This is a genomic window from Vibrio sp. 1078-1 (assembly GCF_033340475.1).
Window position 1 is genome coordinate 1 of the sequence record NZ_JAWOWM010000748.1, and the last position, 550, is coordinate 550.

1 protein-coding gene is annotated in these 550 nt (G+C 46.5%); it reads left to right on the forward strand.

Annotation, left to right across the window (positions count from 1 at the left end):
- A partial coding sequence (locus R7190_RS29845; RefSeq protein WP_318138205.1) for a sensor histidine kinase occupies positions 1-550 on the forward strand: 550 nt, incomplete at both ends.

Below are 550 nucleotides of genomic sequence, written 5' to 3' on the forward strand. Positions count from 1 at the left end.
CTTGCATTGCTAAACGATATTCTAGATTTGTCTAAGATCGAGTCGGGGCGCCTCGAATTGTCGTTGGTTGAAGCTGACATTCGCGAAGTCGTTTATCAATCGGTGATTTTGTTTCAATCTAAAGCCACGTCTAAACAGCTTGAACTCGATATTTCATTGGATGAAAACATTCCGGCTCGCGTGATGGTCGATGATCATCGCATCAAACAGATCATTACTAATCTGGTTTCCAATGCCGTTAAGTTTACTGAACAAGGCTATATCTCAGTCGACGTGAGCTACGAAGAAGCGTTAGAGCAAGGGCGAGGTTCGCTCACATTCCTTATCAAGGATTCGGGCATCGGCATTGAAAGGGACAAACTGGCGACCATTTTTGAGCCGTTTACTCAAGAAGACGAAGGGGTTTCGAGACAGTTTGGCGGAACAGGGCTAGGGCTTGCGATTTGTCGCCAATTAGTGTCAATGATGGGAGGCAAGCTAGTGGCAACCTCGACCAAGGGGGTGGGCACATGCTTTGGTTTTTCAATAGAAGTAGAGGCGTTACCTCTCT